The sequence below is a fragment of the Amycolatopsis thailandensis genome, assembly GCF_042723255.1.
Classification (GTDB): domain Bacteria; phylum Actinomycetota; class Actinomycetes; order Mycobacteriales; family Pseudonocardiaceae; genus Amycolatopsis; species Amycolatopsis thailandensis.
In genome coordinates this window covers 111,397-133,664 of sequence record NZ_JBHXJK010000002.1, presented here as the reverse complement: position 1 = coordinate 133,664, position 22,268 = coordinate 111,397, and the positions used below count along the sequence as shown (strand labels likewise).

19 protein-coding genes are annotated in these 22,268 nt (G+C 67.1%); 9 read left to right on the top strand and 10 right to left on the bottom strand.

The features are described from left to right. Nucleotides 1-5 precede the first annotated feature (5 nt). Complete coding sequence (locus tag ACFWMR_RS01460; protein ID WP_378376043.1) at nucleotides 6-620, top strand: NAD(P)-dependent oxidoreductase; 615 nt, start codon at nucleotides 6-8, stop codon at nucleotides 618-620. A gap of 126 nt (nucleotides 621-746) precedes the next feature. Here ACFWMR_RS01460 and ACFWMR_RS01455 read toward each other — a convergent pair whose 3' ends face one another. From ACFWMR_RS01455 to ACFWMR_RS01445, 3 genes are all read right to left on the bottom strand, one after another. Continuing rightward, nucleotides 747-2,648, bottom strand: a complete 1,902-nt coding sequence (locus tag ACFWMR_RS01455) for a pyridoxamine 5'-phosphate oxidase family protein (protein WP_378376041.1) — start codon at nucleotides 2,646-2,648, stop codon at nucleotides 747-749. Nucleotides 2,649-2,657: 9 nt separating this feature from the next. Next, complete coding sequence (locus tag ACFWMR_RS01450) at nucleotides 2,658-3,860, bottom strand: MFS transporter (protein WP_378376039.1); 1,203 nt, start codon at nucleotides 3,858-3,860, stop codon at nucleotides 2,658-2,660. 72 nt (nucleotides 3,861-3,932) lie between these two features. Further along, a complete protein-coding gene (locus tag ACFWMR_RS01445) occupies nucleotides 3,933-4,547 on the bottom strand; it encodes a TetR/AcrR family transcriptional regulator (RefSeq protein ID WP_378376037.1) in 615 nt (204 codons plus the stop codon). 61 nt (nucleotides 4,548-4,608) lie between these two features. Here ACFWMR_RS01445 and ACFWMR_RS01440 point away from each other — a divergent pair, with 61 nt between their 5' ends. Together ACFWMR_RS01440 and ACFWMR_RS01435 are read left to right on the top strand one after the other, a co-directional pair. Next, complete coding sequence (locus tag ACFWMR_RS01440; protein WP_378376035.1) at nucleotides 4,609-5,742, top strand: epoxide hydrolase family protein; 1,134 nt, start codon at nucleotides 4,609-4,611, stop codon at nucleotides 5,740-5,742. A gap of 373 nt (nucleotides 5,743-6,115) precedes the next feature. Then, the gene (locus ACFWMR_RS01435; protein WP_378376033.1) at nucleotides 6,116-6,619 is read left to right on the top strand and encodes a helix-turn-helix domain-containing protein; all 504 of its coding nucleotides are present in this window, start codon (nucleotides 6,116-6,118) and stop codon (nucleotides 6,617-6,619) included. Nucleotides 6,620-6,638: 19 nt separating this feature from the next. Here ACFWMR_RS01435 and ACFWMR_RS01430 read toward each other — a convergent pair whose 3' ends face one another. The 5 genes from ACFWMR_RS01430 to ACFWMR_RS01410 form a co-directional block, all read right to left on the bottom strand. Then, nucleotides 6,639-7,898: a hypothetical protein gene (locus ACFWMR_RS01430; protein WP_378376031.1), complete on the bottom strand. Its 1,260-nt coding sequence runs from the start codon at nucleotides 7,896-7,898 to the stop codon at nucleotides 6,639-6,641. Then, the gene (locus ACFWMR_RS01425) at nucleotides 7,895-9,172 is read right to left on the bottom strand and encodes a hypothetical protein (RefSeq protein ID WP_378376030.1); all 1,278 of its coding nucleotides are present in this window, start codon (nucleotides 9,170-9,172) and stop codon (nucleotides 7,895-7,897) included. Before ACFWMR_RS01425 ends, ACFWMR_RS01430 begins: the two co-directional genes overlap by 4 nt. Before the next feature lie 425 nt (nucleotides 9,173-9,597). Next, a complete protein-coding gene (locus ACFWMR_RS01420) occupies nucleotides 9,598-9,858 on the bottom strand; it encodes a hypothetical protein (protein ID WP_378376028.1) in 261 nt (86 codons plus the stop codon). Between the two features lie 182 nt (nucleotides 9,859-10,040). After that, a complete protein-coding gene (locus ACFWMR_RS01415; protein ID WP_378376026.1) occupies nucleotides 10,041-10,868 on the bottom strand; it encodes a hypothetical protein in 828 nt (275 codons plus the stop codon). A 10-nt stretch (nucleotides 10,869-10,878) separates the two neighbouring features. Continuing rightward, entirely contained in the window at nucleotides 10,879-11,100 is a 222-nt protein-coding gene (locus ACFWMR_RS01410; RefSeq protein ID WP_378376024.1) for a hypothetical protein, read from the bottom strand. A gap of 1,314 nt (nucleotides 11,101-12,414) precedes the next feature. Here ACFWMR_RS01410 and ACFWMR_RS01405 point away from each other — a divergent pair. After that, nucleotides 12,415-13,752 carry a hypothetical protein gene (locus tag ACFWMR_RS01405; protein ID WP_378376023.1) on the top strand — a complete coding sequence of 446 codons (1,338 nt, stop codon included), beginning with the start codon at nucleotides 12,415-12,417 and terminating at the stop codon, nucleotides 13,750-13,752. On the opposite strand, the gene ACFWMR_RS01400 is transcribed toward ACFWMR_RS01405, so the two are convergent. Both ACFWMR_RS01400 and ACFWMR_RS01395 read right to left on the bottom strand, forming a co-directional pair. Then, nucleotides 13,724-14,854, bottom strand: coding sequence for an aldo/keto reductase (locus ACFWMR_RS01400; RefSeq protein WP_378376021.1), 1,131 nt, complete (start codon nucleotides 14,852-14,854; stop codon nucleotides 13,724-13,726). The genes ACFWMR_RS01405 and ACFWMR_RS01400 overlap by 29 nt on opposite strands. Further along, on the bottom strand, nucleotides 14,851-15,705 hold the full coding sequence (locus ACFWMR_RS01395) for a hypothetical protein (protein ID WP_378376019.1): 855 nt from the start codon (nucleotides 15,703-15,705) through the stop codon (nucleotides 14,851-14,853). The genes ACFWMR_RS01400 and ACFWMR_RS01395 overlap by 4 nt, the downstream gene beginning before the upstream one ends. A gap of 195 nt (nucleotides 15,706-15,900) precedes the next feature. Between ACFWMR_RS01395 and ACFWMR_RS01390 the strand changes: the two genes are divergently transcribed. The 5 genes from ACFWMR_RS01390 (at nucleotide 15,901) to ACFWMR_RS01370 (ending at nucleotide 22,265) form a co-directional block, all read left to right on the top strand. Then, a complete protein-coding gene (locus ACFWMR_RS01390) occupies nucleotides 15,901-18,087 on the top strand; it encodes a B12-binding domain-containing radical SAM protein (protein WP_378376018.1) in 2,187 nt (728 codons plus the stop codon). 128 nt (nucleotides 18,088-18,215) lie between these two features. Further along, the gene (locus tag ACFWMR_RS01385) at nucleotides 18,216-18,989 is read left to right on the top strand and encodes a dTMP kinase (RefSeq protein ID WP_378376016.1); all 774 of its coding nucleotides are present in this window, start codon (nucleotides 18,216-18,218) and stop codon (nucleotides 18,987-18,989) included. Beyond that, nucleotides 18,986-20,227, top strand: coding sequence for a DegT/DnrJ/EryC1/StrS family aminotransferase (locus tag ACFWMR_RS01380; protein ID WP_378376014.1), 1,242 nt, complete (start codon nucleotides 18,986-18,988; stop codon nucleotides 20,225-20,227). Before ACFWMR_RS01385 ends, ACFWMR_RS01380 begins: the two co-directional genes overlap by 4 nt. Continuing rightward, entirely contained in the window at nucleotides 20,224-21,570 is a 1,347-nt protein-coding gene (locus ACFWMR_RS01375) for a formyltransferase family protein (protein WP_378376012.1), read from the top strand. Before ACFWMR_RS01380 ends, ACFWMR_RS01375 begins: the two co-directional genes overlap by 4 nt. Then, complete coding sequence (locus ACFWMR_RS01370; RefSeq protein ID WP_378376010.1) at nucleotides 21,567-22,265, top strand: hypothetical protein; 699 nt, start codon at nucleotides 21,567-21,569, stop codon at nucleotides 22,263-22,265. Before ACFWMR_RS01375 ends, ACFWMR_RS01370 begins: the two co-directional genes overlap by 4 nt. Nucleotides 22,266-22,268 lie beyond the last annotated feature (3 nt).

Here is a 22,268-nt window from a genome sequence, read left to right as displayed (position 1 = left end):
TTTTCATGCACCTCACCGTTCTCGCCGCGTCCGGCCCGACCGGACTTTCCCTTACCCGGCAGGCACTCGAACGTGGCCACGTCGTCAGAGCCATCGCCCGCGATCCGGACCGGATCACCGTTCCGGACGCCCCGGGGCTGACCAAGATCGTCGCGGACGTGTTCCGCACCAGCGAGATCGACTCGGCGCTCGAAGGCAGTGAACTGGTGCTGTCCGGACTGGGGGTGCCCAAGGGGACGAAACCGGGTGTGCTGACCGCGGGCGCCCGGTCGGCGGTGGCCTCGGGCGCCCGCGTCATTTGGCTGGGTGCTTACGGCACGGGCCCCTCGGCCGCGGTGGCAAGCGCGCTCAACCGGCTGGTCCTCAAAGGACTCGGAGCGGAGATCGCCGACAAGGTCGAGTCGGACGCCGTGGTCACCGAAGCCGGCGGGACGGTTTTCCACGCCGGACCCCTGTCGAACAAACCGATCAGCCCGGACCGGCGCACCGTCGGGCTCGATGCCTCCCCCAAGAGCATCTTCCGCATCATGGTGAGCCGGGACACCGTTGCCGCCGCGATGCTCGACGAAGCGGAGAACCCGCGGTTCCCCGGCCGGATCGCTGTCCCACTCACGCGCTGACCCGAAGGCCTGGCGTCCGCACGCAGGGTGAGGTTGACATGTGCGGGCCTTCACCACCTGAGGCCGTGTGAAGAGGCGGTCGGCGAGACCTGTGGAGGTCGATCGGGCCGAAGGGGTGTCGCGGGTTCAGTACGTGAAGGTCGCGCATCGCACGTGCTCGCCTCCGACCCATTCCAGTACCGACCGGGTCAAGCCTGGCGGCGCGCACACGTGGAAGCGCCGCCGCCCGGCGGTGCCTGCGGACCGGACGTCGGCCGGCTCGATCCGTCGTGTGTGGACGCGCGCGCCGAGCTCGCGCAGTTCCGCGATCCCCGGTTCCGGTTCGGCGTCGGCGGTGCGCGTGACGAACACGTCGGTCACGGCTGCCACCTCGTGGAGCGCTCCGAGGACGTCGATCGCCAGCGGCAGATCGTCGGCCCGCACGCTCCAGAACAGCTTCAGCCGCCGACCTGACGCCGCCGCGGACGCCGATCGCGCCTGCGCCATGAGCGGCGTGATCCCCACGCCGGCAGCCACCACGACGACGTCTTCGCCGGCGGGGTCGGTGCCGAACTCGATTTCGTCGCCGTCCCCGAAGCCCAGCACGGCGACGTCGACCGACCGGCCCGGACGCCACCGCCCGAGGAAGGCCGTCACCGGCCCCTGCTCGCGGACGGTGATGTCGAACTCGGCGCCGTCCAGCACCGCCGAGCGGCCCCCGGGCCGGCTTGAGATCGTGAACGACCTGATGTGGTCGTCGTTGAGCGATCGGGGATCGTGGTCGCGCATGTGCGACCACCCGCGATCGAGGTGGGCGGAGAAGTCCAGGGTGACGTGCTGCCCCGCACGCCACGGTTTCAGCTCCGCGAACGCGGCTCGCGAGGGCGCGGTCGACGTCTCGGGGCCGAGCCGGAAGGTATACCGCGAGATCGTCGGCGTGATGGTCGATCGGCGGAGCAGCGTCGCCGTGGCGACGGCCAGTGGCTTCCCGTCGGGATCGGTCGTCCCGAGGGAGCACGCGGGAGGACCGTCGATCTCGTGCGCCAACCGGTGGACCGGCGGGTTGTAGGGCGACGGATCCAGCAGTGTTCCGCGGAACGGCAACCCGTCCCGCACGAAACGGGCCGCTTCGACGTGCACGCGGACGGCGAGCTTGCTGTGCGGCAGCAGCGCGGCGGCGTCCGCGCCGACGACGACGTCGGCGCGTCCGCTGAGGTACAGAACGGCACCGGTCTCGACGTCGGGGAAGGTCACGCCGACCGCGGGATCGGCCTGCAGGTTGCCCAGGGTCTGGAAGAGACGGTTCCCGGAGTACTCCGGATAGACGAGGGTGACGCCCTCCGCCTCCGAGTTGGTGAGGATCCGCACGAACCCGGGTGCCCCACCGCGGACGTTGGTGTCCATGCTCACCGTGCCGTGCCGGCTGGAGAGGGCGAACAGGTCGGATCTGCCGATGAGGTCGATCGCATCGGGGACGAGCGGGAGCCGGTCGCTGACCAGCGTCGGCGACGAGTCGTGGGACCGAATCGACTTCCGGTTCAGATACTTCGGGCAGTTGCCCAGTGTCTCTTCGACGGCCACCGCCAGCTGCACGCCGGCCCGCGGATCGGTCGCCGCGAGGGCACCGCCCAGCACCCTGCCCGAGATCTTGACCCGTGACCGGGTCTCCAGATCGATGGCCAGCCCGCCGACCAGCTTCCCGCCGCCCGGGTGCCGGGCGATCCCGCCGTCGCGCAGGTCTTGCCCGGCGAACAACGCTTCCAGAACGGGATCGAAGCCCATCAACGGCTCACGCGAGCGGGCGCGCACTCCCAGGACACCGGCAGCGACGGGCCGGACCACTCCGGCGGCGCCACCGAGCACGGTGGTCCAGACGCGGTCGTGCCCGTCGACCGTGCCCAGCGCGAGTAGCGGACTTTCGGCCATCCAGGCCCCGTACGACACCGGCAGACCGGGGATCGTGGGGTTGTCGCCGTGCACCACCCGCAGGAGCCGATGCATCGTCTCCTCGCCGGGATGCCACGTCGTGTGTGCGGATTCCGCGGACATCGTCGTCTCCTACCGGGCCGTCGTCTGGGTTGCCTGCCGGGGCAGCGCCGGTGTGCGCGGCCCGTCAGTGTCGTGGCGTCGCGGGAGTTGCAGGGCCAGCACGATCGCGGCGAGCACGGCGAACCCGCTGCCAGTCCACATGGCCACCGCGGGGTCGTTGCCGAACGCGTCGATCGTGGCCGCGCTGACGGCCGTGCCGACAGTGATGCCCAGGGTGATGATCGACGTGTGGACGGTGCTGACGAGGGCTCCACTGCCGCCGACCTCGACGACCCGCGTGACCAGCGGCGGATTCATCGTGACACCGGCGAGTCCGACGGCGAGGACCATGACCAGGACCACCGGCCGCGCGTCACTGGCGACCGCGATCATGGCCAGCGAGACGGCGAGCATGGCGTGGCCGAACCGCAGGACGCCGACGGCGTGCCGGTCGGCCAGCTTCCCGACCACCAAGTTCCCCACGAGTGAACAGAAGCCGTACGCGAGCAGGATCAGCGTCGTCGCCGACGAGCCGAATCCGGCGTTCTGCTCCAGGAGCGGGGTGAAGTAGGAGAAAGCCGCGTACGCGGCGCCGATCGTCAGGAAGCTGACCAGGTAGCGCGACCACAGACGGGGCAGGCGCAGGTTGCGCATGTCCTTGGCAGCGTCGTCGGCCGTCGCCGCCTCCCGCTTCGGGAGGGCGAGCAGGCTCACGACGAAGACGACGACAGCGGCGGCGCCGAGGACGTAGAACGTGGTCTGCCAGCTCCACCGATCGGCGATGAAGTGTGACACCGGCAGCCCGACGACGGTGCCGACCATGATTCCGCTCAGCACGATCGAGACGGCCTCGCCGATCTTGTCCGGGCTCCGGGCGAGCCTGGTGGCGTAGGCGATCGACAGACCGACAGCCGCTCCGGCGAGGCATCCCGTCAGGAGGCGCATCAGCGCCACCCACCAGTACTCGTGCACGAGAGGCACGAGCAGTTCGGGGATCGCGTACGCCGCGACCACGGTGAGCAGTGCCTGCTTCGGCGGCCGGTGCCGCAGGACGAAGGCGATGGCCGGGCCGCCGATCGCCATGCCCAGCGCGAAGATCGAGACGAGCATCCCGATCATGCCCGTGTCCACGCCCAGGTCATGGGCCATCACGGGCATCATCGCCGGGATCTGCAGCTCGCTCGACACCACGATGAGCATGGTCAGCATCAGCAGGTACAAGTGTCTCGTCATCGGCGTCCCAACCCTGTCGTCGGACTTAATATGTATTCGAAAGTACAAAAATGAGCGACGCGAAAACCCCGGTCAGGTGGCCGCGCGCAAAGAACCGAGGTGGAGCTCGGCCACCCGCGCGAGTTCGGCGACCCCGGAACCGGACTGCGCGAGGACGCGTAGCCCCGAGATGGCCGAGGAGACCATCAGCGCAGCGTCGTGCGGCGCGACATCCTCGCGGAGGGTGCCGTCCAGCTGGCCGGCTCGCACCGCGCCGGCCACCAACGAGAGCTGAATGTCGGTGTAGCGGTCGAGGAGACTCTGCACGCGCGGCTCCCTGGCTCCGAGATCCGGCGCCATCCGTGACGCCACGATCATGCAGCCCGCGGCGTGGCCCTCCCTCCCGGCGGCACGTTCCTCGGCGAGGACGAGGTCGAAAAGGGCGACGAGGCGCTCGGCGCCTGGCAGTCTCTCATCGGTCAGGACCGCCGCCTGCTGCTCCAGGGCCAGGCTGGTCTGTCGCTCCAGCGCGCGGACGAACAGCTCGTTCTTCGAGGTGAACGTGTTGTACAAGCTGCTGCGCCGCACACCGGCCGCCTCGCACAGCTGCTCGGTCGAGGTGTCGGCGAACCCGCGTACGCGGAATCGTCCGGCGACCGCGTCGAGCACTGCCGTTACGTCGAACTCTCGTGGTCTGCCGGCGCCCATGACGACCACCCTACCTTTTCTGTACTTTGAAATACAAATTAGGTGAGTGTGAGGAGATGCCATGGTGTCCGACAGGCCAGTGCTTGAGGTTGCCGATGCCGAACTCGGCGAGCTGCGAGCCCGGCTGGCCGCCACGCGATGGCCGGCTCCGTGGCCGGTGACCGGATGGTCGGCGGGAACCGATCCCGGTGAGTTGCGGCGACTGGTCGCCTACTGGGCGACTGGCTATGACTGGCGGGCTCAGGAAGCGGCCATCAACGCGCTGCCCCACCACGTCGCGGACATCGCCGGGACACCGGTGCACTACCTGCGTTTCGACGGGGAGGCTCCGGATGCCCTGCCGATCGTGCTGACCAACGGGTGGCCCAGCTCGTTTCTGGAGTTGACCGGTCTGGCCCAGCGGCTGGCCACCCCGTCCAAACATGGTGGCCGCGCGGCGGACTCGTTCACCGTCATCGTCCCGTCGCTGCCGGGATTCGCCTTCTCCCCGCAACGGCCCTCGCTCACGGATCCCTTGCAGACACACGAACTGTGGCACTTGCTCATGCGAGAGGAACTGGGCCTGGCCAGTTACGGTGCGCACGGCACAGATCTGGGCGCGGGCATCACCTCCCGGCTGGCCGAAGCCCATCCCGACGCTCTGGTGGGTATCCACCTCGGTGCCGTCGCCAGTCCGGTCGCCTACGACGACGAGAGCATCACCACGCAGGAGCGCGCCTATCTCGACTCGGTGAAGACCTGGTCGGCGAAGGAAGGCGCGTATCAGCACCAGCAGAGCACCCGACCCGTCACCTTGGCCTACGGGCTGGCCGACTCGCCGACCGGGCTGCTCGCATGGATGATCGAGAAGTACCGTGCGTGGAGCGACTGCGGAGGTGACCTGTCCTCGCGGTTCAGCGACGACTTCCTGCTGACACAGGCGTCGCTCTACTGGTTCACCAACACCATCTCGACCTCGTTCCGGCCGTACTACGAGTACAGCGAGAACATGACGCGCAGAGTCGAGCGAATCGATGTCCCCACCGCCTTTGTGCTGTTCCCGGCCGACCTCACCCGGCCGCCGCGCAGCTGGGCCGAGCGCACCTACAACATCACGAGATACACGGAAATGCCCCGCGGCGGGCATTTCCCCGCACACGAAGAACCCGAGCTGCTCGCGCACGACCTCACCGACTTCTTCCGGCCGCTACGGTGAGAACCGGAGGGTCGATAATGAATGGCGGCTGAGGCGCATCCGCGTCGTGCGGAGAGCCCCTTTCGAGGAGAGTTGCCATCTTTTCCAGGGTGTCCGGATCGGAGCCTGCCATGCAGAGCGCGGTAGTTCCGCCGCGAGCCAGAACCTCTCCGTCAGGCTCCGGGGGAGGGAGACGACAGGCCGGCCCGGCTTGACGATCCACGGATTGCGTCGGCCGCGCTGGGACGGTCTCGGTCCGAGGTGACCGAAAGCGAGGTTTGGGGCTGCCTGGGCGAGGTCCGCACGCTGCGGTGTGCTTGAAAGAGCTACCCGGTCGGATTACAACACTGGAGCAGAGGATGTGTAACTGAAGTCTGCCAGGTCAATTCTCGAAGTGAAGCAAACGAAAAAACCGCCCTACCTGGACCAATTTGCCAAGTGGGCGGCTTTCGTGTCTGTGGACCTTGGGGGAACTTACTACAACACAAAACCCCAGGTAGAAGCCCTGGAGACCCTGCTCCAGAAGCTCCCCGGCCCGTCTACGCCCGCTCCACCGTCCGTTGACCGCCCCAAACTCCGGCGGGCGCGCCAGCTCGACGCCGACCAGGTCCAGGACCTCATCTCCGGGTACCAAGCCGGAGCGACCGTGTACGAACTGGGCGACCGGTTCGGCATCGAACGGCGGACAGTCAGCAACATCCTCAAACGACACGACGTACCGATGCGCCGCCGCGGCCTGTCCCCCGAGCACATCGACGAAGCCATCCACCTATACAACCTCGGCTGGTCCCTCGCCCGAGTCGGCGCACACCTGGGCGTCGATCACACCACCGTGCTAACCAAACTCCGCGAACGTGGCGTCCCTACCCGAGACACCCATGGACGGCCACGGTCATAAGCGACCGCTCAGTTATTGCTCACGTGTCCTGGTCGAGTGTCGGCTGAACAGCCTGCCCGGCCGGGGGGATAGCGGACGGCATGGCGTGCCGCTGCGTGTCGACGGGCGACGCCTTCCCTGCGTTCACTCGTTCAAGCCCGTGTTCGGGCAGTCCCCACGCCGAAACGCAGAACTTCTCGATCAGGTTCGCTATGTCCTCGACTCGTTGGGAGTCTCCCGCCCACGCTTTCGTGATCTTGCTGGTATCGCGGGTGCTGCCGAGTCGTCCCGCCGCCCTAAGATCGAGAAGCCGCAGGACGTGCATAGAAATCCCCGCGTGTTCCTGCATCCGGGCACTCAGGTCCATGAATGCCTCGACCCATTCGGGCACCCTCAGAAGTTCTTGCTGCAACTGAGGGATGCGGCGGCTGATGCGAGCCACGCCAGTTGCCGTGTACTCGTCGTGAAGATCTTCGATGAACTGGTGGTTCATGGCGTCGACCTGGGCGAGTACGCGGCGCAGGCCATCAGGTCGACCAAACCCGCCGGTCAGCTGCTCAGTAGCGAACTTCTGGAACTCGGCCGGTTCGTACTGACCGCGCCAATTGGTCACTTCCAGTGTGGACAGCGCCGTCAGCGTCACGACTTCGTTGCACGCGAACGCAAAGGCAGTGGGTTCGACTTGGTCACGGTGCTCATTCAACAGGCCAGCGAGAGTGCGCAACTGCTGAATGCGTGCGAACTCGTCCGTGCTCCAGAAGGTGCCGAACAGGAACTTCCCCGCTCTGCGCAGCGGGTCACTGGAGTTCAGATGTGCCCTGGCCTCCTTGACGACTGTTTCGCCCAGCTGAGGGTCGGCGTAGCCGACCCAATCGTCAGGGTCGATTCCGACGGCCTTTTCCGCTGCGATGACCGCGGCCTCGTCGAGGATGTTGACACGAACACGCTTTGCCACCTGCCGTACCCGCGCATCGACCCGCACTTTGGCGAAGGTGACTTCGTCGACGCTGGTGTACGCGGCCATGCCGCGCATCCACATGACTCGGTCGACCTCTTTGGCACCGGAGCCACTCTTGGCCTCGATAAGCTCGGTGCGGCGACGGGTCCTCGGGTCGAAGCTTGTTGCCAGCACATCCAGCTCTGCCAACTGATTCCCTTGGAGACCATCGGGCCACACGTCGATCGCGCGTCGAACGAAGAAGCCCTGCACAAACCTCAGCCGGGCGAGTCGGTACTCCCAGCTGGCGCCGATCTCGTTAGCTTCACGGCCGCCTCGCGGACGTCGGGTCGGGTTCGTCATGACCACGTCCCGTTCTGCACCGTCTGACGAAGTGCCGCGAGGTGGAGCATCTCCAGGCGTTCAGTAGGGCCGGCGGAGTCAGCCAATCGCACGCGCATCCCCTCGGGCGAGGTGTAGTCACTCTGGTTGACCAGGGTCCCGTCGCCAGTCCCGTTGCTGAGCTGTCCTTGGGCGAGCGCATCGCGGGCAGCGACGACGATGTCCTTCTTGATGACCTCGAAGCGGTGTCGGTCGCCGGAGGTGGGAACGGTTCGCAGGATGCCGAACTTCTCTACCAGGATGTAGTCACGTCCGATCGGCGTGGCGTTGCCCGCTTGACCCTCGTTGACGAGCCGGTTCATGAACGCGATTGGCGAATTCAGGTGGAAGTCCTCGGAGTAGCGGACTCCGTACTGGATCGAGGCGACCAAGAGTTTGACCTGGTCGGAGATGCCGTGAAGCCCGCTGTCCGCCCGGCCGGTCCCCAGGCCGTGGAACTGCGGGCTGAAGGTGAACGTCTTCTCTCGCCCGGAGGCGGTCTCAATCTTGACGCCGTCGACCAGTCCGACGCGGGTCGCCATCTGGATGAGATGCGGCGGCGCAGCGGTCAGCGCCTCGGCGGGGGTGCCCTGGGCCTGCCTGACCTCTTCCATGAGGCCCAGTAGGTCATTGGTGTCCCGGTCGCCCAGGCCAGCCAGCACCCGCTGGACGCCGTCCATCTTGTGTGCCCACAGGTACTCGTTGTACAGCAGCGATTTGTCGAAGTCGGGCACGTCGCGTCGCTGGATCAGCCTGAAGGCTTCGGCGAGTTCAATGGCTTGGTGGGCGTCGGCCTCGGCGATACCCATGCGCGCAAGCTGGTCGATGACCTGGTCAATGTCCAACGGCAGTCGGCTGAGCAGGTCCATCAGCGGTAGGAGCGCACGCTCGGCAGGTTCAGGCTGACGCTGAAGGAAGCGGGTCGCGGCGTAGCGGAATATCTCGTCCTCGGTGAAGATCGCCTCGGTGACCGAGATGATCTGCCCATTTGCGTCGGCCTCGAAGCCCAGCAGCCTGGCATTGGCCTGTGCCCGAAGGCAATCGGACAACTCTTGCATCGGCAAACCGCACTGGCGGGCCAGCGTCCTGAACTTCTCGCCGGAGACACGCCCCTGCCTGCGTAGGCGCATCAGCAGGTCGGCTTCTTGCGACGTACGCAACGTCGCGTGTACGTACGTCGACCGGCTGTCCTGCTGGAACTTGACGACGTGCTTGCCGATCGCGCACAACCACCGCCCCCACATCTGCTCGTCCATGGGCACCCGCCAACCTCCAACTCGCTCACCGATGACGAAGTATCCACGCTAGGAATCGGGTGCCGCCACGCCAGGTACTTGTCTCGATGCCCAGCGTGTGACACCCGAACCGCTGGTTGTCACGCGCCGCCCAGTGCGAGCCCATACGAGCAGGGAGCCCTGCGCAGTACGACCCCGCGACACCCACGGGCAACCCGATCTTGAACGGATGGATCGCCCGCAGCGCCGTCGTCGTCCCTATTGTCGCGAGCCGGCCATAGCCGTTCTCTTGGTCGGCGTCAGCCGTGTCGGACTGGTCGGTCCGAACGGTGGACAACCTGACCGGCGCGCGGTGGGTGCCACAGCCCCCTGACCGCCAGCACGACCGCCCGCAACGATGGGCGAACGGGCCGGATCCGCTCAGAAGCCGGATCCGGCTGCGGTGGTTACCGCGCGGGGCGCCAGGGCCGGTCCCGATTCTGCATTCTCCCCAGAAGGTTGGCGTAGTAGCCGTCGTCGCGAACCTGTGCGTATCCGCCTTGGGCTGCCGAGCGGTTGCCCAGCAGCGACCAGGCTGCGCTCGCCGCGTCGCGAACTCCAGGGTCGTCACCGTGGCCCTGAGAGATGTCGGAAAGGAGCGCGAGGAGCGCTTCGGTCTCGTCGCCGCTGAGCAGCGTGTCGGCGTCCAATGGTCTGCGGCTGGACATTTTCGCCTTCCTGGAGCTGTGACCTCAAGATCAAGACCGGGGCGGTTCAATGAAGCGTCCCGTCTCCGTGTCGCCGGTAGGAAGTTCAGCGGCGACGGTGACCGGGTGTGCCATCACCGATGCCGGGCAGGCACCGGCCGGCCTTCGTCCATAGTCTGTTGTGCCTGGTCACCGCTCCGATCCTAGATCAAGAGCGCCACCCCGACGATGACGACGAGCACGATCAGAGCAATGACTCCGACCGTCGCGACCGACATGGTCAGCTGGATGGTGCGGGGTACTCGTCGAGCCGAAATGGGAGGCGGGTTCTGCTCCTGGTGCCGCGAAGCAGCCGGCAGGGTCACGAGCTGCGGGCGGGCGAACTGCGGACGAGGTCGGAACGAGTCCCACGCCCAGAGGTAGTGCTCGACGTCGTCGGCGGGCCGCCCGGCTCGCTCACACAACACCGACAGCAAGGTGCGCAGGTGTTTCTTCTTGTCCAGTGGCGGCAGGGTCTTCCCGGCGACGTACGGCTGCACCCCGGATTTGGTCCAGGCGTGCTCGCTGTCGAGATCCCGCATCGCTTCTGCGATCGCCCGCAGGCTCATACCTGACTTGGCGGTCAGCGCCGCCATGGCGGCCATGAAGTCCGCCTCCCTGACGATGGTGGCGATGTCGCGCGGCGGAGAGACGCGCTGCCACAGCTGCCGAGCGAGCCGTTCATGTGCTGCCTGGCAGACCTCGCGGTCGTGGTCACCAGCCTGCAGCCGGTACAGCAGTTGCTCGTAGACCGACCAGGTGGCGAGTTCCGGCTTTGAGGTGCGGTCGCGTTGGCGGCCAGGATCGAGGGCGAGTTCCACCTCGGTGATCGGCAGGCCCGTTTCGAAGGCCAGGAGCGTCGACGGCCAGATCGCACCGGAGACGGGCCGCTCGCATAGCCGCGCCAAGGTCGATCGGAGCAGCTCCGCGTCGAGGCGCCACTCCTCGCCGCGTCCGTTGGTCGGGTTGTCCTGTGTGGGAGGGATGCTCATCGTCGTCACATCAGACCTCGTTCCGTCGCTTGTTCCGCCTCACGGCCGGGGCCGGGGCGGTCACCGTGACAAGCCATCCCGCGACACCGGCCGCGACGGTGAGCGGTTGGCCCAGCACCACCATCACGACGACGAAGACGGCCAGGACGCCGAGCGTGATGATCTGAGCGCGGGGTGCGGCGCCACACGTTGTGCGAGGCGGCATCGGCACCGAAAGCGAGAATGCGGACATCAGGTGGTCACTCCAGTTGGGTGTCAGCGGTTGAGGGCTGTCGACGTGCCGGGGGCGAGAGCAACGCTGGTGGTGGCCTGCCACCGCTCTCGCCGGGGCTTTTCCATCATGGAGGACCGCGGCGGGAGATCGGCAACGCACGCTGTCCGGACAGGACCCCTCTCGAATGTGAGTTGTGTCACCGATTTTGAGCGGATCTCGCCCATCGCGGCCGGAGTCGCCCAAACCTCCGTTGACCTGCGTAAACACTCGTTCCGGCGCCGGTCGCGGTCGTTTCCGCTGGTCACGGACGTCGTCGTCGCGACGCCTCGGGCACGCATCGCCGGAACGCGTAAATCCAGGTCAGAGGCCATGCCTTCGACATCGACCACGCCGACCGTAGGCCCTGACCAGCACAAACGGGTTCGACGGAGAATTCCGGATAAAACGGGCACTATCGGCTCGCGGCGGTGCCAGAGCAGCCGCGAGATGCAGTGCAGCCCCTCTCTCGGAGGTCAAAACTGTCCGGAACTGCTGATCAGAGGCCATCCACACGGGACGCCGCACTCCATAGCCCCTGGTCGACCTATCTTGAGCGTCCACAAAGGATGACCATCGCTGCTGTTGTGCCAGTTCACGCGACTGTGCGCGCATCGGAGCCCCGTGAATGCCCTGGTAGTCGCCTTGCTACGACGCGGGCATCGCCGTGCTGTCTCCTGAGGCCCGGCAGCGAGCGACTTTCTGACGTGAAAGACCTGTTCAACGAGGTGCGGGATACCTGGCCGGCCGCTGCGGGCGAGGCCGACGCTCCGATAGCGCATCTCCTTCGCAGGACCGGGCGCGGGCTTGCCGAGCGGTACTCCTGCCTCAACCGGTTCTCGGGGCTGGAGCGTGAAACTCCCTGGTCAGAGGGCATACGCGGTCGTCGGGTAAGAAACGACGAGCAACTGCGCGGCCGTGGCGGGCGTCGACTGGGGATGCCCAGCTAGCGGCGCGTCGCTGCGGAGGATCTCGGAGCACGCGGTTTGCGAAGGGGCGAGGCCCCGTTCACCTCGCCCCTGACGAAGATCGACTTGTCGCGTCAACTCGCTGGTCAGGGCAGCCAGAAGAGCCAGACCACGGGCGGGCCAGCATCGAGGGGGAAAGGCTGGCCCACCCGTCCATTCCATCGCTGCCGATCGGCGCGGCATTACTGAGCCGCTGGCTCGCCGACCGAGGGCCGACAACGTGTGGCGCAGGCATTCTCCCTGTTCAGGGACGTTTCAGACGATCCGGCACGCGCCTCAGCCGCCTTAATTGACCTGGTGCTCGGCGATGGCGTGGGAGGCTGCGCTGATGCCGCTGCTCAACGACATGCCGCTCGAGCGAACGAACCAGATCTTCCGCCACCCGATTCACCAGGACGGGGTCGGCACCCTGATCCGGCTGATCACCGCGTTGCGGCAATGTCGGAGCGCCGAGGACTTCTACGACTTCCAACAGGACCTGCTCTCGCGAGTGCTGGAGGTCCAGGAACATCGGGCAGGGTGTCGGCGCGTTGCGACGCTGCTCCGACAGGGCAAAGCCGTGCCGGCCGACGCCCCCGAGCTGAGGTCTACCGACCCGGCGACCAGCCCCGAGACCTGGGATCTGGAAGCGGATGTCTGTGAGCGGGTGGACCGTCAGCTGCGGTCGGTCGCGGATGGTCTGGCCTGGCGGGTGTTCAGCTACGACCGGCGCGTCATCATCGCGCTCTCGCGGAATCAGCATCCTGGCCCGATGGCCGGCAAGAAGGGCTTGGCCGCCGAACGCGAGTTCGTGACCAAGTGGTGGCGCGACGAGGGCCGGTTCGTCCTGCTGCACGACCTGACCTCGTGCCTGAGCATCGGCGACGCCACCTCGTTCAAGGAGATCGGCAACGAGTACGAGGCGTACCTGCATGAGATCAAATCCGATCCCAACCGCACCGTGTCACGGCAAGCGCGCCGCCAGCGGATGGCCGAGGAAGCGATCCGCTCCGGTGGCCCGTTGCCCGGCGATTTGCCCGGCCGGCTGGTGCCGCTCGACATTCCGTACAAGACGCACCTCGACCTGCTGGGCAAAGCTTTCGACCTCGCCCACGAGCGTGGCGTCCAGGGGATGAAGATTCCCGGCGGCCGGGCACTGGTGGCGAGCGACATCGTGCGCGGCTACGAATTGTGGTCCGAGCGCGAATTCATCGACCGGACGGCCGCCGAACACCTCCAGGCCGTGAAGCGGGCTCGCATCCTTGATGTCGGGCACCTGGTCTGGGCGCGCAGCGATGACCTCGTGGCGCGCTCGCCGACGATGCCGCCGTGGTCGATCTATCCGCTGTCGCCAGCGTTGTGCGCGCGGCTGATCACCGACTACGCCATGTACTTCGTGACGATGTCCAGCGAGCCGCTGCTGGCTGCGCTGGACGATGCCGGTCTCGCCGCGGAGTGGGTACTCCCTCGCGATCAGGAAACCGTCCAACCGGACGAGGTCGTGCTCCGCGCGCACCGCGGCACTCGAACCATCGAGCTGCGCTGGGCTGAGATGCAGCGGCGACTTCTGCTCGAGATGGCAGACCTCCCGATGTGGGCTGAAGGCGTCGTGCTGCTGATGGACCGCCACGACTCCGGACGGCATCCCTGGCAGTCGTTTAGCGAGGAGTGGAAGGTGTGGGCGTAGCCAGAACGGTTTCACCGGCAGCGTCGAGGTGTGCCTGAATATCGGCCATGATCTCCCGCGCTGTTGCGATCTCGGCGGCGTCTGGTCGTAGCCCAAGTGAACCGACGTTCATCCCGACTTGCTCGGGGGTAGTGAATCCCACGAGCACGACAGCGTTGGGCGACCGGTCCAGGCATCCCCACAACGCGACCCGGATGAGGTCTTCGGTGCGTGGGCCGACAATCGCGCGCACTCGATCGAGCCCTGCGTTGATGATCTCGATTGCGTCAGGCTGGAACCAACGCTTGCGGAGCCGGTGATCTCCATCGCCGAACGCGCGCTGTACATCCGAACGGTAGGTCCCTGTGAGTAGTCCCTGTCCGAGGGGCTTGCTGATCAGGATGCCGACGTTGTGTTCGTCGGCGAAGGAGAACACGCCCTCGGACCGGTCCGTTGGGGTCAAGAGGTTGTCTCGGATCGCCAGGATGTCGGGCCGCACGATGTCGAACAGGGCGCTGAAGCGCGCGATTTTGTCACCGCGTTGATCGGGCGGAGTGGTGAGGCGATCGAGCGCGAACCGATGGGGGCCGCGCATCCCGATGGCCTTGATGAGGCCCTCGTCGCGGAATGCTCGCATGGCCTCGATCGCGGGGTGCAGCCAGCGGTCGTCGGCGCCGAAGTTGGGATGGTGCAAGGCGTAGATGTCGAGGTGGTCGGTGCGGAGGTTGTCCAGCGATTGTTCTAGTTGGCGACGCATGTGCCGGGGCTCGAAGCCGTGCTCGGCGGTGCCGGCGAAGTACCCGCCCTTGGAGGCGAGCACGATCTCGCGGCGGGGAACCTGCGTGACAAGCCTGCCGATGAGGCGTTCGGATCGGCCGTGGCCGTAGACGTCGGCGGTGTCGTAGAGGCGGGCGCCATGCTGCCAGGCGGCTTCCAGCCCAGCTAGGGAGCGTGCTTCGTCGTCGCCAGTGGACCAGCCCATCGGCATACCGAGATTGTTGTCGGGGCCGCCGATGGCCCAGCAGCCGATGCCGATGGCGGGCACGGTGATGCCGGTGGCACCGAGCTGGCGGGTCGGGATCAGCGGGCGATCGACGTGGTGATCAGTGTGGGGGGAGGTCATGCCAGCCTGCTCTGGTCGAGGATGACGGCGAGTTCGTCCTGGATGAACTCGTAGAGTTCGCCGGGCCGCGCGCAGACGAATACCGGTACGGCGGCGCCGCGGGCGCGGGAGTGACTGTAGAGCCCGACGACGGCGATGTCATCGAACCGGTAGAAGCTGAAGAGACGATCACCCGGTCGGTAGTACACCTCGATCTGCGCGCCGTTGAGCTGGCGGAGGGTCTCGTAGGCGCTACGGGTGGCTGTGATGCGAGAGCGTAGTTCGTCGGGAGTCGCGTCGAAGCGGTCGGCGAGGACCGCGACGGTGAGTTCGTCCTCGGGGTCGGCCAAGAACACGCGGATTCGGCTGTTGGGCCTGGCGGCGACCTGAGCAAGTTCGCGGGCGTGCATGTTGCGCCAGGTTTGGCCGTACGCCACGACGATGTCGAGTTCGGTGACCTCGGCGAAGAGTTGTTTCCATTCCAGCTCGCCGAGGTAGGTGGAGCCGATCCGGAGAAGGCCCGCGGTCGCGAAGTCGCGCGTCAGGCTCTGCTGGATCTGAGTCCGTGGTGGAGTGGATTTGCTCGTTTGATCAGCCAGTCGGGTCCAGGCGATTTCCCAGCGGCGATCGCTCGTGGGGATGCCGCAGGCGCGGACGAGTCCGAGGACAAGGGCCTTGCGGGGCAGGCGGCGGCCGGCGAGGGCGTCTTGGACGGTGCTGCGCGGGAGCGCGATCTTGTTGCGCGCGCCCCACTGCTGCAGGGTCCGGTAGGACGGGTTGCCCGCGCGGAGACGCACTGCGCGAAGGCATTCGGCGAATTCGGCGACGTCGGTCGCGTCGAGCGGGTCGATGTCGTCTGTCGGTGATGTCATCGATCTCTGTGGTGGACCGGAGGGTGTCCCATACTGTCCGAAACCTTACCTGTCTTCGTGCCGTTGGTCGCGTGTCGGTGCAGGTAAGGGACGTGCGAATACTCGGACAGTCCGGGTGTGTCCGGTGTGCTTGTCGGCCAGGGCCTCGTGCAGGTCTGCTAAGGATCCACGGCACATCCTGGTGGGGAGCACAGCATGCGCACGCTGCACGGCATCAGCACCTCGACGACCACGGACTGGCGCGCAACTTCTCCGTTTGTCGGCAGGCTCGCGGAGGCAATCCGCGCCACCTCGGCGGATGGCGTCGTCGCGGACCACATCATCGCCGCTCTGCCGGAAGTCCCCGAGACGGATCTGACCAGGCTGGGCAGGCTCGTGGCGGATGCTGTGCCCGGCAGGTTCAGCCTCACGGGAGGCTTGGATCGCCGTCTCCTGTTCGCCGAACGGTCCGTCGCATTGGGCGGCTGGGTGGTCGCCGACCTGTCCGGACAGCCGCACAGTACGCGTGAATGGCCAGCGTGGACGGCCGGTCGGGTGAGTCTCGCTGAGCCCGATCGCTGGCTGTCCGTCGCTGAGTTATCAGGTGATGCCGCGGATCGGTTGGCGCGCCCGAGGGTCCTGCTGGCGTCGCTTTATCACCCGGAGTGGTTTCCGCTGCCTCGCTTTCCGTTGGCGATCTCTGACCTTGCACGGGCTGCCCGGCTGACGCTGATGGGGCAGGTGCGGTTGATCGACATGCAACTGGGCTCCTCGCTGGACGACATCACCCAGTGGGTTCATGATCACGGCCCGGACATCGTGGGGATCTCGGCCACGTTCGGCCAGCACGACCTGATGAGCGAGCTGCTCGACCGGCTGGACCGGATGCCTGTTCCGCCGTTGGTGCTCGCGGGTGGCAGCTTGACCGTGCGCAACGAGGCGATGCTGCTGGAGCAGTACCCAAGGCTGCTCATCGCCCGCGGGGCCGGCGAGCCGACGATCGCTGACACGATGGCGCACTTCCACGGCGACTGCGAGCTCGCGAGCGTCCGCGGCATCGGCTATCGCGGAGCACCTCGGGGCGGGGCCATCGCGATTGGCAGCAGGCCGCGGCACACTGCGGTGCAGCCGAACCGGCTCCAGGACGACTTCCTTCCCGAACTCGACCTGCTGGACGCCACCTTCGCGCGCAACGGTGTGGCGCAGCTGGAGATCTCCCGAGGGTGCACCAGCCATTGTTCGTTCTGTCCCCGCGGGCACAAGGGCTCCTGGTCCGGCGGCAACACCGACGGGCTGCCGTGGATGCTCGCCGAGATCGGCAAGGTCGCCGATCGGCATCCGGCGATCTCGCGCACGCTCTACGTGGTCGACGAGGAGTTCATCGGCCGCGGCGAGGACGCTGTCCACCGGGCGCTGGACGTCGCGAGCACGATCAGCGGTGCCGGGTTCACCTGGGAGTCGTCGTGCAGGATCGACCAGGTCGTTCGCCCGGATCGTGATCGCGCCTGGCACGTGGAGCGCGCCTCGATGTGGCGCAGCCTGCTCGGCGCCGGCCTGCGCAGGATGCTGTTCGGCGTCGAGTCTGGCGTGACCTCGATCCTGGAACGGTTCGCCAAGGACAGCACAGCCGAGCAAAACGCCCTGGCGATCCGCACCCTGTCGGCCCTCGGCGTGCCGACGCGGTTCACCTACATCACCTTCGACCACCTGATGACCGCCGACGAACTGGCGGCGAGCCACGCCTTCCAGGCCCGCACCGATCTGCTGCTGCGTCCGCTGCCCGAGCTGTCGGTCGAACAGATCGTCGACGGCGTCACCGACCCGGACTTCGTGGCCGAGCACGCGACCGGGCGACCGTTCTACACCGAGATCTCCTACATGCTGGTCTCGATGGAGTGTCTGATCGGCGCCCCGTACACCCGCGCGGTGCAATCCCAGGGCCTCGCCGGTTCCGCGGACCCCGCGATGGGCCGGGTCGAGGCACAGTTCGCGGACTGGCGGATCGGCGCCTGTTCTCGCCGCGCGCAAATGTGGGTCGATCGCCACTTCGCTCTCGACTACACCCTCAAGAGCTTGGAGAAGATCCTCGACGGCCTGCCCCGCCGTCGCCTGCGCGCCGCACGGGTCGTCCTCAAGGACGGCTCATTCCGAGTGCTCACCAGGATGCTCGACCTCATCGGCGCCTACGGTCCGGACGTACCCGATCCCGGCCTGGATACTGCCGTGCTCGCGCTCCTGGACACCGCGTTCGGCGAGTTGTCCACGACGATGTCGCTCGCGATCGAGCACGTGCTTCCGAGCCTGCCAGCGACGAATGGGCAGCTACTCGATCACGAATTCACTCGATGGTGTGACGCTGCGGGGTGGCGTCTGATCAACGCGAACGACCCATGCGGCACCTGACCACCACCGTCGCTCCGGCCACCGTTCGAGCTGCCGGAGCCGAGGTGTTGCCTCGCTCATCCGCCGTCACAACAATCGGTGGTCGTGCCCTCCCTGGGTCACGGTCGCCACTGGGAGGAGCCGCACGCGTGCCTGGCCGCTTCATCGCGTTGGAGGGGACCGACGGAGTCGGCAAGACCTCCCTTGCGCGCCACCTCGCTGACATCAGCTACGAGACCGCCGTCGCCCGACTCTCGCAGCCTGCTGCGCACCGCCCGGCGCAGGGAGACGCTGGGGCGTTGGCGTTCGTCTCGCGCAGGCAGATCTCCGAGACCTCGACCTACGCGGCCACCTTGATGGAGCACCTATCCACCATGCTCTGGCACAGCGGAGACGCCCCAGACCTCTCCGACGCATTCTGGGTGTCTCTGCAGGCAGCGTGGTTCACCGCGCACACCGAGACCGTCGTGGGTCCGCTGCTGGAGGCCGGATTCGATGTCATCGTCGATGGCTGGCTGTACAAGTTCTTCGCCAAGCTGCTCCTGCAAGGATTCACCGAGCCGGATCTCGCCGTGATCTTCGACCGCGTGCGGATGCCAGACGCGGTGATGCTGCTGCAGGCCGACGCGGGCGCGGTGTACGACCGCCGCCAGGACTTCCGGCCCGCCGAACTGGGGATGCACGCCAGCTACGGCGACCTCGACGACCTGGGCCGCGACACCTTCGTCGACTACCAGACCAAGACCGCCGCCAACTTGCTGACCTTCGCCGAACGGCACGGCTGGCACACGCTGGAACTCGACCCAGACGAGCCCATCCCTGCCACCGCGCGGCGGCTCGCGCCGACCATGGCCGAGCTTCGGACACCGCCCGGACTTGCGTCGATGGCGGCCACGACGAGGAATGGAGAGGTGCCACGATGACCATGACCAGCCCGCTCGCCGCGCACGGCGGAACGAGGGTCCTGGACCTTCCGCAGCCCCACTATCAATGGCCTGCCATCACCGGCGAACTGGAAGACGCGGTCCACACGCAACTCCACCGGTCCCTGTCCGACCGGGATGCCTCCGGCGTGATCGGGGAGTTCGAGGCAGCCTTCGCCCGATTCGTCGGAGCCCCTCACGCCGTGTCGTTCGCCTCCGGCACGTCGGCCATCCACGCCATGAGCCGCATCGCCGGACTACGACCCGGTGACGCGATCCTCGCCCCGGCCTACACCTTCTTCGCCACCGCCACGCCCTTCGCCTACGACGGCATCGAGGTCCGCTTCGCCGACGCCGACCGCTACGGCAACGTCACCGCCGCGACCCTGGCGGAGAAACTCACACCTGCGGTCCGGGCCGTCATCGTCACGCACATGTGGGGCAACCCGTGCCCGATGGACGAGATCGTCGAGTTCTGCCGCGCCCACGACCTCCTGCTGCTGGAGGACTGCTCCCACGCGCACTTCGCATCGTGGCGAGGACAGCGGGTCGGCACATTCGGGGATATGGCGGTGTTTTCCACCAACCAGAAGGCGATCACCACCGGCGAAGGTGGAGTCCTCGTCACCGCGAGCGACCGCTACCGGGAACTGGCGTTGCTGTTCGGGCACTACAACAAGCGCTGCCAGAAGGAAATCGACCCCCGCGCCGAGTACTACCCGTACGCCTTCACCGGAATGGGCCTCAAACACCGCATCACCACGCTGGGCGCTGCGATCGGTGTCCACCAACTCGACAACGCGGCCGACATCGAACGCCGCCGTCGCGCGATCCTCGCCCGGTACGCGGCGGGCCTGGCCGACAACACCGTGATCGCCCCCGCGGTCGTGCCCGAGGCAGAGGGACAGCATGGCCTCTACGTGATGGGACTGCGGTTCAACCCGGAGAACGCCTCGGTTTCGCGCGACGAGTTCGTTGCCCTCTGCCAAGCCGAAGGCGCCACGGAAGTGGACGCCCCCGGCTCGACCCGCGACATCAGCCCCGAGCCCCTGTTCTCACGCCGGGACCCGTTCGCGCAGTGGGTACCCAGCACGCCGCCGACCACCGACATGCCCGGAGTGACCACGTTCGCCGACACCTTCATCAAGATCCCGCTGTGGGGCTACGAGGGCGACGAGCCGCTCGTGGCCGGCTACCTCGATGTCCTCGCCAAGGTCTCCGCCGCGGTCGCCCGATGACAGCCGCACCAGCCTCCGAGCACGCGAGCGCGCGCGTGGAGGCTCGTCATCCCGTGCGAGTCGACATTGATGGAGACTTCGCGCTCGACGACCTGCTGGCCCTCCCGGAGGCTGGCCCCGCGCGCAGGCTCCACGCCGTCCCCACGACCCTCGCCGCGTTGCGGCGACTTCATGCGGCCGACGACGCCGGATCGACCGCCGGTGCTCCGCGTGAGCTGGTCGATACGCCGTCCGCGCCGACCGAGGCCGACGCCGTCCTCCTCCACCGGATCGAAGCCAGCAGCTTGTTCCGGCCACCCGTCCGCGAGCAGGTCGCGGACCTGAGCCCCGAGGTCGGCGCGGCCTGGCTGGCGCTGGCCGCGCGCTGGGTTGATCTCTCCCAATCCAGCGGCGACCTGCGCTTCCTCAACACCGCGTGCAAACTCACCGGTGCCGCTTGGCTGCACTATGAGCGTGCTGGCGGGCTGTGGCACGAACCGGGTCTGACCGGGCAGATGGCCGCCGTGGCACGCCAGCTCGATGAGGCCACCGATCGGCTGCGGCGCCGGTTGGCCAACCGCATCGTCCTTAACGAGTCCGCTGGCATCAGCGAAGAGGCGCCCTGGCCAAGTCGGCGCGGTACTGCGGACCAGGCTCGAATCACCGTGCTAGCGAGCGCTGGTTCTCGCAGCGCCGGACGCCTGGTCACCGCAGCGACCACCGCGGGGCTGCCCATCCAGGCCGTGTGCTGGTACGCGCCCTCGCACACCGGGCCGACGGAGTCGTCGAACTACGCCAGCGCCTGGTACCCGCCAGCCGCACCTGGCCCGACGACCTCGCCCGAGGTGCCGAGCGGCGTGCCCACCACCACAGCCCATTCGTGGGACGATGTGGCCGCAGCGGTCCGAGCCACCGACGCTGACGTTGTGCTCCTGGTCGGCATGCCCGTGGTTCCCGACCACGTGCTCGGCGCCGCCAGGCTGGGTGTGCTCAATGCGCACAACGGCGCCCTGCCCAGTTGTCGCGGCATGGACGCGGTCGGGTGGGCATTGCTGAACAACCAGCCAGTCGTGTGCAGCCTGCACCTGGCCCGTCCTATGGTCGACGCTGGCGAGGTCATCGCGGCGCATCCCGTACCGATCGCGCCCGTGGACACGCTGGCTGCCAGAGTGAAAGCCACTCAGCTCCAGCTCCTGCTGGCTGGCGCCGCGCACATCGCGGACACGGGCGCGTTACCCGACCTCACCCCGCAACCTGCGGCGGGAACTCAGTTCTACCGCCTGCATCCCCATCTCAAGCGCCTGCTCGACGCTTCGCCCTACGCCTACGACGATGGCCCTCGACGGACGGTGATCCAGCCATGACCAGCTCACCTCATCCCAGCTTCGCCGCGCTCGGCCACATCGACTGGAACGACACCACCTCGATCCTGCGCGGCTGCACACCCGTGTTCCAATCCCTGGCCAGCGATCCCCTTCTGCTGTCGGCCCTCGTCGCGGGCATCGCCGATGACTCGCATCTGGCCGACATGTGCGAGGGATACGACTTCATGCACAAGCTGGTCCTCTACGACGCGACTGACCTCGGTGTTCGGCTTCGGCTGCACGTCTACCGGGAGGGATTCTTCGATCGGCCGCACAACCACCGGTGGAGCTTCGCCAGCCATATCCTCCGTGGCGGCTACACCCACCGCATCTTCGGCCGCGACGATCAGTTCGGTGAGGACACCGACCCCGACAGCCTGCTCCCCATCCATGAACGGTTCGAACAACCCGGCTCGACCTACGCCCTGCACCACACCAGCGTGCACACCGTTCAAGCCGAGGCTGACACGATCTCCCTGCTTGTCCGCGGCCCTTCCGCCAAGCAGAGGTTCCTGATCGTGGATGCCGCTGCGGGTGGCTTCTTTTGGGTCTACGGCGCAGCTCAAGAGTCACCCGAACAGCGCGCCAGCAAACGCTTGACCCGCGACCAACTCGCCAACACCATCACCCGCATCCAACGCCTTATCGCGGACCTCGACTCGGCGAGCCGATCCGCAACTCTCGACGGAAGGTAGACA

Excerpts from the sequence above, each read along its gene's own strand:
- ACFWMR_RS01415 (WP_378376026.1), bottom strand. The coding sequence starts at position 10,868 with ATGAGCATCCCTCCCACACAGGACAACCCGACCAACGGACGCGGCGAG.
- ACFWMR_RS01410 (WP_378376024.1), bottom strand. The coding sequence starts at position 11,100 with ATGTCCGCATTCTCGCTTTCGGTGCCGATGCCGCCTCGCACAACGTGT.
- ACFWMR_RS01395 (WP_378376019.1), bottom strand. The coding sequence starts at position 15,705 with ATGACATCACCGACAGACGACATCGACCCGCTCGACGCGACCGACGTC.
- ACFWMR_RS01375 (WP_378376012.1), top strand. The coding sequence starts at position 20,224 with ATGACAGCCGCACCAGCCTCCGAGCACGCGAGCGCGCGCGTGGAGGCT.
- ACFWMR_RS01400 (WP_378376021.1), bottom strand. The coding sequence starts at position 14,854 with ATGACCTCCCCCCACACTGATCACCACGTCGATCGCCCGCTGATCCCG.
- ACFWMR_RS01440 (WP_378376035.1), top strand. The coding sequence starts at position 4,609 with ATGGTGTCCGACAGGCCAGTGCTTGAGGTTGCCGATGCCGAACTCGGC.
- ACFWMR_RS01445 (WP_378376037.1), bottom strand. The coding sequence starts at position 4,547 with ATGGGCGCCGGCAGACCACGAGAGTTCGACGTAACGGCAGTGCTCGAC.
- ACFWMR_RS01405 (WP_378376023.1), top strand. The coding sequence starts at position 12,415 with ATGCCGCTGCTCAACGACATGCCGCTCGAGCGAACGAACCAGATCTTC.
- ACFWMR_RS01450 (WP_378376039.1), bottom strand. The coding sequence starts at position 3,860 with ATGACGAGACACTTGTACCTGCTGATGCTGACCATGCTCATCGTGGTG.
- ACFWMR_RS01370 (WP_378376010.1), top strand. The coding sequence starts at position 21,567 with ATGACCAGCTCACCTCATCCCAGCTTCGCCGCGCTCGGCCACATCGAC.
- ACFWMR_RS01390 (WP_378376018.1), top strand. The coding sequence starts at position 15,901 with ATGCGCACGCTGCACGGCATCAGCACCTCGACGACCACGGACTGGCGC.
- ACFWMR_RS01455 (WP_378376041.1), bottom strand. The coding sequence starts at position 2,648 with ATGTCCGCGGAATCCGCACACACGACGTGGCATCCCGGCGAGGAGACG.
- ACFWMR_RS01430 (WP_378376031.1), bottom strand. The coding sequence starts at position 7,898 with ATGACGAACCCGACCCGACGTCCGCGAGGCGGCCGTGAAGCTAACGAG.
- ACFWMR_RS01380 (WP_378376014.1), top strand. The coding sequence starts at position 18,986 with ATGACCATGACCAGCCCGCTCGCCGCGCACGGCGGAACGAGGGTCCTG.
- ACFWMR_RS01425 (WP_378376030.1), bottom strand. The coding sequence starts at position 9,172 with ATGGACGAGCAGATGTGGGGGCGGTGGTTGTGCGCGATCGGCAAGCAC.
- ACFWMR_RS01460 (WP_378376043.1), top strand. The coding sequence starts at position 6 with ATGCACCTCACCGTTCTCGCCGCGTCCGGCCCGACCGGACTTTCCCTT.
- ACFWMR_RS01420 (WP_378376028.1), bottom strand. The coding sequence starts at position 9,858 with ATGTCCAGCCGCAGACCATTGGACGCCGACACGCTGCTCAGCGGCGAC.